Origin of the sequence: Flagellimonas lutimaris, assembly GCF_003581615.1 — a bacterium.
GTDB classification, from domain to species: domain Bacteria; phylum Bacteroidota; class Bacteroidia; order Flavobacteriales; family Flavobacteriaceae; genus Flagellimonas; species Flagellimonas lutimaris.
Window position 1 is genome coordinate 1 of sequence record NZ_QXFH01000040.1, and the last position, 282, is coordinate 282.

1 pseudogene is annotated in these 282 nt (G+C 52.8%); it reads right to left on the reverse strand.

The features are described from left to right. A pseudogene (locus D2V08_RS01395) lies at positions 1-282 on the reverse strand (transposase); the annotation flags it as partial.

Here is a 282-nt window from a genome sequence, read left to right on the forward strand (position 1 = left end):
GTCGTCCTAGGAGAAGATGGCTATCGCCTTTCTTGGGATATCGCGCTCTATCTCCACGTCCCTGAGTTTTTTCTTGAGCTCGGCTATCTCCCTTTGTTCATCGGTAAGCTTAGGATTGCCCTTCCCGGGAAAACTGTTCTCCCCGTATTTTTTGGCCTCCCTGCGCCAGCGGCCCAATACCGAGGGGTTCAGTCCCAATTCCCTACATACCTCTGCGGCGTTGCCCCTGGCATAGCTCAGTTCGACAGCCTTTTGCTTGAACTCCGTTGTGTACTCTCTTTT